Source organism: Vibrio sp. 10N.222.54.E6, assembly GCF_041473955.1.
GTDB classification, from domain to species: Bacteria; Pseudomonadota; Gammaproteobacteria; order Enterobacterales; family Vibrionaceae; genus Vibrio; species Vibrio tasmaniensis_A.
Genome location: NZ_JBFRTD010000017.1, coordinates 7,354 through 7,561, shown reverse-complemented (window position 1 = coordinate 7,561; position 208 = coordinate 7,354).

Here is a 208-nt window from a genome sequence, read left to right as displayed (position 1 = left end):
AATGACGAAGATAGCCACATTATCCAATCAGCTCATGATGTAGAACCTGACTTTAAAAAGTCGTCATCCTCATGAGCGAGGAACGAGCGAGTTGGGGATCTTCTACAACAGATGAAAACAAAAAAGGTTGACGAATTTCATCAACCTTTTTGTTAGTAGATAGATAAGGCTAGAAACAGCTAACCCTTTCGTATCTCGTATCTCGTAT